5 protein-coding genes are annotated in these 7,499 nt (G+C 69.7%); 4 read left to right on the forward strand and 1 reads right to left on the reverse strand.

Translation table 11 applies throughout. The annotated features are described in order from the left end of the window. The first annotated feature begins 153 nt into the window (after nt 1-153). From ACFQUZ_RS15910 to ACFQUZ_RS15920, 3 genes are all read left to right on the forward strand, one after another. Nucleotides 154-2,394: a cellulose binding domain-containing protein gene (locus ACFQUZ_RS15910; RefSeq protein WP_377442760.1), complete on the forward strand. Its 2,241-nt coding sequence runs from the start codon at nt 154-156 to the stop codon at nt 2,392-2,394. A 115-nt stretch (nt 2,395-2,509) separates the two neighbouring features. Continuing rightward, complete coding sequence (locus ACFQUZ_RS15915; protein WP_377442762.1) at nt 2,510-3,100, forward strand: hypothetical protein; 591 nt, start codon at nt 2,510-2,512, stop codon at nt 3,098-3,100. An 83-nt stretch (nt 3,101-3,183) separates the two neighbouring features. Then, nucleotides 3,184-3,600, forward strand: coding sequence for an acyl-CoA thioesterase (locus ACFQUZ_RS15920; RefSeq protein ID WP_377442763.1), 417 nt, complete (start codon nt 3,184-3,186; stop codon nt 3,598-3,600). Between the two features lie 101 nt (nt 3,601-3,701). Here the strand turns inward: ACFQUZ_RS15920 and ACFQUZ_RS15925 are convergent, their stop codons facing one another. Continuing rightward, nucleotides 3,702-5,801 carry a cellulose binding domain-containing protein gene (locus ACFQUZ_RS15925; protein ID WP_377442765.1) on the reverse strand — a complete coding sequence of 700 codons (2,100 nt, stop codon included), beginning with the start codon at nt 5,799-5,801 and terminating at the stop codon, nt 3,702-3,704. A 518-nt stretch (nt 5,802-6,319) separates the two neighbouring features. Between ACFQUZ_RS15925 and ACFQUZ_RS15930 the strand changes: the two genes are divergently transcribed. Continuing rightward, nucleotides 6,320-7,499: endo-1,4-beta-xylanase (locus tag ACFQUZ_RS15930; RefSeq protein WP_377442779.1), on the forward strand; the 1,180-nt coding region annotated here is incomplete at its 3' end.

Consider the following 7,499-nt stretch of genomic DNA (forward strand, 5'->3'; position numbering starts at 1 on the left):
GCGGCCGAGTCCGATACTTTATCGGTTAACATCAATATCTCGGGTGGCCGGTGTGGCATCTCGGTGACGGAGTCAGGGCAGCTCCCCACCTCTTGCCGACCGACCCGGGCTCCTCCGGGTCGCGAGGTAAGCGTTTACCGATCGGAGAGACTCATGCACTACGTGCCCAGACACATCGCCCTCCTCGCCGGCACCACCGCGACGATCCTCGCCGCCGGTGTTGTCACCGCGGTGGCCGCCACGGCGGACGCCGCCGGTTGCCGGGTCGACTACCAGGTCTCCAGCCAGTGGGGTGGCGGCTTCGGCGCCAACGTCACCGTCACCAACCTCGGCGACCCGGTCAACGGATGGACCCTCACCTGGTCCTACACCGCCGGACAACAGGTCACCTCGGCCTGGAACGCCACCGTCACCCAGTCCGGTGCCCAGGTGACCGCCCGCAACGCCGCCTGGAACGGCACGCTCGGCACCGGCGCCAGCACGTCGTTCGGCTTCAACGCCGGCTGGAATGACGCCAGCAACCCGCCTCCCGCGAGTTTCGCGCTCAACGGGACGACCTGCACCGGTGACACGACACCGACAAGCGAGCCACCCACCCCGACCCCGACGGTCACCTCACCGCCACCGAACGAACCGCCGCCGGCCGGCGCCAAGCAGGTGGAGGACCTGGACCGGGGCCTGGTCAGCGTCCGCTCCGGCAGCGGCAACCTGGTCTCCTGGAGGCTGCTCGGCACCGAGACGGCGGGAGTGGCGTTCAACGTCTACCGCGGCGGCACGAAGGTGAACGCCAACCCGATCACCGGCGCCACCAACCTCCTCGACGCCGGGGCGGCGGCCGGCAGCACCTACACCGTCCGGGCGGTGGTCAACGGCGCCGAACAGCCGGCGTCGGCACCGGCCCTGCAACTCGGCAGTGGCTACCTCGACGTGCCGATCCAGCCACCGCCCGGCGGCAGCACCCCGAGTGGCGAGTCCTACAGCTATGCCGCCAACGATGCCAGCGTCGGTGACCTGGACGGCGACGGCCGCTACGAGATCGTGCTCAAGTGGGACCCGTCGAACAGCAAGGACAACTCGCAGTCCGGCCACACCGGCAACGTCTTCGTCGACGCGTACACCCTCACCGGCAGCCGGCTGTGGCGCGTCGACCTCGGCCGCAACATCCGCGCGGGCGCCCACTACACCCAGTTCCAGGTGTACGACTACGACGGCGACGGAGACGCCGAGGTCGCCGTGAAGACCGCCGACGGCAGCCGATCCGGTACCGGCCAGGTCATCGGCAACGCGTCGGCGGACCACCGCAACTCCAGCGGGTACGTCCTGTCCGGCCCCGAGTTCCTCACCATGTTCGACGGTCGCACCGGCGCGGCCCTGTCCACAGTCAACTACGACCCGCCGCGCGGCACCGTGTCGTCCTGGGGCGACTCGTACGGCAACCGGGTCGACCGGTTCCTCGCCGGCACCGCGTACCTGGACGGGCAGCGGCCGTCGCTGATCATGGCGCGCGGCTACTACACCCGGGCGGTCATCGCGGCCTGGGACTTCCGCAACGGCACCCTTACCAAGCGGTGGACGTTCGACTCCAACGCCTCGGGCAACGAAGCCGCCGCCGGCCAGGGCAACCACAGCCTGTCGGTCGCCGACGTCGACAACGACGGCCGGCAGGAGATCGTGTACGGTGCGGCCACCATCGACGACAACGGCCGGCTGCTCTACTCGACCGGCCTGGGGCACGGCGACGCGCTGCACGTCGGTGACCTGGACCCCGGCCGGGCCGGACTGGAGGTCTTCAAGGTCGACGAGGACGCGAGCAAGCCCAGTTCGTGGTTCGCCGACGCCCGTACCGGGCAGATTCTGTGGCAGACGGCACCCGGCGGGGACAACGGCCGCGGTGTCTCCGCCGACATCTGGGCCGGCAGTCCCGGCGCCGAGTCGTGGTCGGCCGCCGTTTCCGGCCTCGCCAACACCCGGGGTCAGAACGTCGGCCGCAAGCCCTCCTCGACGAACTTCCTCGCCTGGTGGGACGGCGACCCGGTGCGCGAACTGCTCGACCGCACCCAGATCGACAAGTACGGCACTGGCGGCGAGACCCGCCTGCTCACCGGCAGCGGGGTCACCTCGATCAACGGGACGAAGGCCACCCCGTCGCTGTCGGCCGACCTGTTCGGCGACTGGCGGGAGGAGGTCGTCTGGCCCACCACCGACAGCCGGGCGTTGCGGATCTACAGCACCCCGACGCCGACCAGCACCCGGATCCACACGCTGATGCACGACGCGCAGTACCGGGTCGCCGTCGCCTGGCAGAACACCGCCTACAACCAGCCGCCGCACCCGAGCTTCTTCATCGGCGACGGCATGGGGACGGAGCCCACGCCGAACATCTACCTCCGCTGACCGGGGTCGGGACCTTGGTCCCGACGGGTGGGTTGTTTCGGCCCGGGTGCCGGACGGGGTGGTAGCGCGACGCTGATGGTGTCAGAGAGAAGGACATCAAGTCCCGGAGGCAACGATGACCACCAACACCACCCCCGGCAAGGCGGCGCACGGCTTGGAGTACGCCGCGTCTCCCGGTCACCTGCTCACCACCACGGCCGCGCGGGCGTTGGCGGTGTTGCGGATCGCGACCGGCTTCGTGTTCCTGTGGGCGTTCCTGGACAAGCTGTTCGGTCTGGGCTACGCCACCCCGGCGGCGCGGGCCTGGATCAACGGAGGCTCGCCGACAAAGGGTTTCCTGTCGCACGTGGCGGTGGGACCGTTCCAGTCGATGGCACACGGCATCGCCGGTGCCTGGTGGGCAGATCTGCTGTTCATGGCCGGACTGGCCGGCGTCGGCGTCGCCCTGATCCTGGGGATCGGGCTGCGGGTGGCGGCCGGATCGGGTGCCCTGATGATGGTGTTGATGTGGCTGGCCGAGTTTCCCCTCGCCCGGTTCACCGAGGCCGGTGAGCCGTCTGGATCGACCAACCCGCTTGTCGACTACCACATCCTGTACGCGGTGGTGCTTGTCGTGCTGGCCACGGCGTACGCCGGCCAGACCTGGGGTCTCGGGCGGGTCTGGGCGAGGCTGCCCTTCGTGCAGAAGAACCGGTGGATGCTCTGACCGGTCTCCGGGAACGGCGGTGCCGGGTCGCGCCACGCGGCCCGGCACCGCCGTGCGTTACGGTGCGTCGTTAGGCTCCGGGCATGGACGATCCGTTCCGGGTACGCGTCACCGTCCGCGGCTACGAGCTCGACACCCAGGGCCACCTGAACCAGGCCGTCTATCTCCAGTACGCCGAACATGCCAGGTGGGAGTTCCTGCGTGCCGCCGGCATCACCCAGGATCGGCTGCTCGCCTCGGGGGTCGGCCCGGTCGCCCTGGAGGTCACCGTGCGGTATCTGAGCGAGCTGCGCGGCGGGGACGAGGTCGACGTTTCCTGCGAGTTCCACTGGGGTGCGGGCAAGACGTTCCGGATCGAGCAGGACTACCGCCGCCCGGACGGCGGGCAGGTGGCGACGCTGACCGGGGTGGCCGGGCTGCTCGACCTGTCCGCCCGGCGGCTGGTCACCGACCCGCGCGCCCGGTTCCGCGACCTGGCCACCGACCCCGGACGGTTCTGACCGTTACGCCTTTGATCCACTCCGGTTGCGGGATGTCGGGGGATCGGCGTGACCGTGACCCCGCGACATCCCGCAACCCGAGTTGATCAGAGGGCGGCGGCTCAGAGTGTCGTGCAGACCGTGCCGTTCAGGCGGAACACCGAGGGCAGGACGTTCGGGCCGCTGTACGCGCCGACGAAGCCGGCGCTCGTGCTCCCTCCGTCGGCGGCGAGCCGGCCGTTGTCCGCCGTGCTGGTGACCTTGACGGCGGTGCCCGTCTGGGTCCAGGTGCCGTTCCAGCCGCTGCTGACCTGTTGCCAGGTGGTCGGCCAGGCGTAGGTGAGCGTCCAGCCGTCGATGGGATCCGGCCCGTTGTTGGTTATCTCGACCGTGCCGATGTAGCCGTTGCCCCAGTCCGAGGCGGTGCTGAACCGGACGCTACAGGTGCTCGTCGCGGGGCTGCCGGTGACGAAGCTGACCGGTGCCGAGGACCAGGAGGTCCGCCCGGCCAGGTCGCGGGCCAGCACGTTGACGGTGTACCGGGTGCCCGGGGTGAGGTTGTGCGCGGTGAACGACGAGCCGGTCGTCTCGCCGAGCTGCTCGCTGACCGCCCCGTTCTGCCGGTACACCTCGTACTTGACCGGACTTCCGGCGCTCGGCGGCGGCGGGGCCCAGGAGATGGTCGCGCTCCGGTCGGTGACGGCGCTGGCGGTCGGGAAGGCCGGCGCCGGGATCCGGTCACCGACCGCCCCGGCGGGCCGCACCACAAGCGTGGTCAGCGAGTACGCCGGCAGCGTCCGGCTGGTCGCGCTGCCGCTGGAGTCGGTGGCGATGCCGGTGGCGCCGTTGGTGAGGGAGTGCACGGTGGGCGCGGCGGCCGACGGGGCGAACCCGGCGTAGTCGATGGTGACCGGGTGCGCGTTGTCCGGGTCCTTGTTGACCAGCAGTACCGCGACGTCACCGTTGGCCCGGCGGGCCGCGTGCGCGGTGACCAGGGGCTCGTCGGTGCCGGCGCGGATGAACTGGTCGCCGGTGCGGGCGAACAGGCTCATCATCGTCAGCCCGTGGTACGGCGCGAACGGGGTGTTCAGCGGTGGTTCGCACACCGTCCCGTCCGAGGTGCAGGTGGCGCTGGAGAGCAGTCCGAAGTCGCCGTAGTCGGTGTGGCCGGCGACCTCGGAGACGGTGCCGATGCCGTTGTGCACGTTCCACCACTGGACGGTGAAGACCCCGTTCTCCAGCAGGGAGCTGTAGGCGTCGGCCAGGAACAACGCGCCGGGCTGGGTGGTCTGGCCCTGCCCGACGTTCAGCTCGGTGAGGCTGATCCCGATGCGTCCGGGATTCTGCCCCGCGTACCGGGTGATCTGCTGCCGGAGCAGGTGGACGGCGTCGGGGATGTGGTTGGTCCGGGCGAGTGATTCGGCGGCGTCGCCGCCGGGGTACCAGTGCACGTCCACGAAGTCGATCTTCGGGCCGGCGATGCTCAGCACGGTCTGGTTCCACGGACCCGGGTCGGTGCCGGCGGTCAGGCCGTCCGGCCAGTTGCCCGGCATGGTGAGGACCGCGCCCACCTTGATCGTCGGGTCGACCGCCTTCATCGCGTCGGCGTACTCGACGACCAGGTTCGCGTACTGGGTGGCGCTCTTGTCCGGATGGTCGTCGGCCTCCCAGGCCGAACCGTAGTGACCGTTGCCGTAGTTCTCGTTCCCGACCGTCCAGTACCGGGCGCCGTAGCCCTTGGTGACGTTGGCGTACCGCACCCAGGCGGCGGCCTCGGCGGGCGTGCCGGTGCCGTAGTTGGCGATGATCATCGGCTGCGCGCCCACCCGGCGGACCGCGGCCATGAAGGTGTCGAAGTCGGTGCCGGGGGCGACGTACCCGCCGGGCGCGCTGTGGTTCTCCCAGTGGTAGATGTCGGCGTACGACCCGCCGGGGTACCGCATCATCTGGACGCCGGCCGCCCGCAGCAGGTCGGACGTCTCGTCGGTGCCCAGGTTCGAGTCCCAGATGGCATGGTTCACGCCCAGGGCGGTGTTCGGCATTCCGGCGAGGCCGGCCCTGGCGTTGACGGTCACGGTGACGGGGGCCGCCGCCGCCTGGACGCTCGGCGCGTTGGTGGCGGTGATCGTCCCGGCGGCGAGCAGCAGGACGGCCGCGAACGCGGTGTGACGGGCTGGGCGTGGGCGCGATCGGGGGGACGCGGGTCGGGTGGGACTCCTCATGATCGGTTCCTTCGGATATTGAGAGACGCCCAGCCGGCACCGGCGCGGTGGTGCCAGACAGTCGGTGCGAGGCGATGGGGCGGGCTCAGTGGACGGACGGAACTCCTGGCTCGTCGCCGTCCCCCGGATGGCCCTGTCGGCTGCCGGGGTGCCCTGTGACGGCGGTGTGCCTCTCGTGTGGCGTCCCATCGAAGAATCCCACAGCGATCTCGATGGACTCAAGAGCGGCCCGGTGAAGCAACCTAGCAAACTTGCGCGCATCGATGTTAACGTTCTCAAAACAGGAGCCAGCTAGGTGATGTCGGTTCAGGTTTAGGGCATGTGATCGCTAACAGAACGCCGGCTGGGCGTGCCGGCGTTGATCGCTCCACGTCGGACGCCGAGTCGTCCACCCTCCCGCCGGACCGTGGTCGCGGTGCGTGACGCCGCCCCGGCCCCCGACCCCCGAAAGGCGCGCCGTCATGACCGACCTGATCCGTTCGAGTGGACCACCCGTACGGACCCACCGGACCCAGCTGATGCACCTGATCATCGCCCTACTGGCGGCCGGCCTGCTAACCGCCGGTCTGGCGGTGGTGCTCACCAGCCCGGCGAGTGCCGGGACGACGTTGGGTACCTCCGCGGCCGAGAAGGGCCGTTACTTCGGTGCCGCGGTCGCCGCCGGGAAACTCGGCGACAGCCAGTACGTCACCATCCTCAACCGCGAGTTCAACTCGGTCGTCGCCGAAAACGAGATGAAGTGGGACGCCACCGAACCCCAACAAAACAACTTCACCTTCGGCAACGCCGACCGCATCGTCAACCACGCCCGAAGCCAGGGCATGTCGGTGCGCGGGCACACCCTGCTCTGGCACGCGCAACAACCCGGCTGGGCGCAGAACCTCTCCGGCTCCGCCCTGCGCAACGCCGCCATCAACCACGTCACCCGCGTCGCCACCTACTACCGCGGGAAGATCCATTCCTGGGACGTGGTAAACGAAGCGTTCGCCGACGGCGGCAGCGGCGGTCGCCGCGACTCCAACCTGCAACGTACCGGCAACGACTGGATCGAGGCCGCGTTCCGCGCCGCAGACAGCGCCGACCCCGGCGCCCGCCTGTGCTACAACGACTACAACACCGACGGCATCAACGCCAAATCCACAGGCATCTACAACATGGTCCGCGACTTCAAAACCCGCGGCGTGCCGATCGACTGCGTCGGCTTCCAATCGCATCTGGGCACCACCGTGCCCGGTGACTACCAGGCCAACCTGCAGCGCTTCGCCGATCTGGGCGTCGACGTCCAGATCACCGAACTCGACATCGCCCAAGGCTCCAACCAGGCCAACGCCTACGCCCAGGTCACCCGCGCCTGCCTGGCCGTGTCCCGATGCACGGGCATCACCACCTGGGGCGTCCGCGACAGCGACTCCTGGCGCGGCTCGGACAACCCCCTGCTGTTCGACCGCTCCGGCAACAAGAAACCCGCCTACACCGCCGTCCTCGACGCTCTCAACGCCGGGTCGGGCGGGCCCACCCCGGGGGGACCGGTGGACACCAACGCCTGGTACGTGCTGGTCAACCGCAACAGCGGCAAGGCCCTTGACCTGTACGCCTCGGCTACCAACGACGGGGCGCGGATCACCCAGTGGACGCGGAACAACGGGGCGAACCAGCAGTGGCAGTTCGTGGATTCCGGTGGTGGCTACTACCGGCTGA

This window comes from Plantactinospora sp. GCM10030261, from assembly GCF_042666615.1.
GTDB lineage: Bacteria > Actinomycetota > Actinomycetes > Mycobacteriales > Micromonosporaceae > KBS50.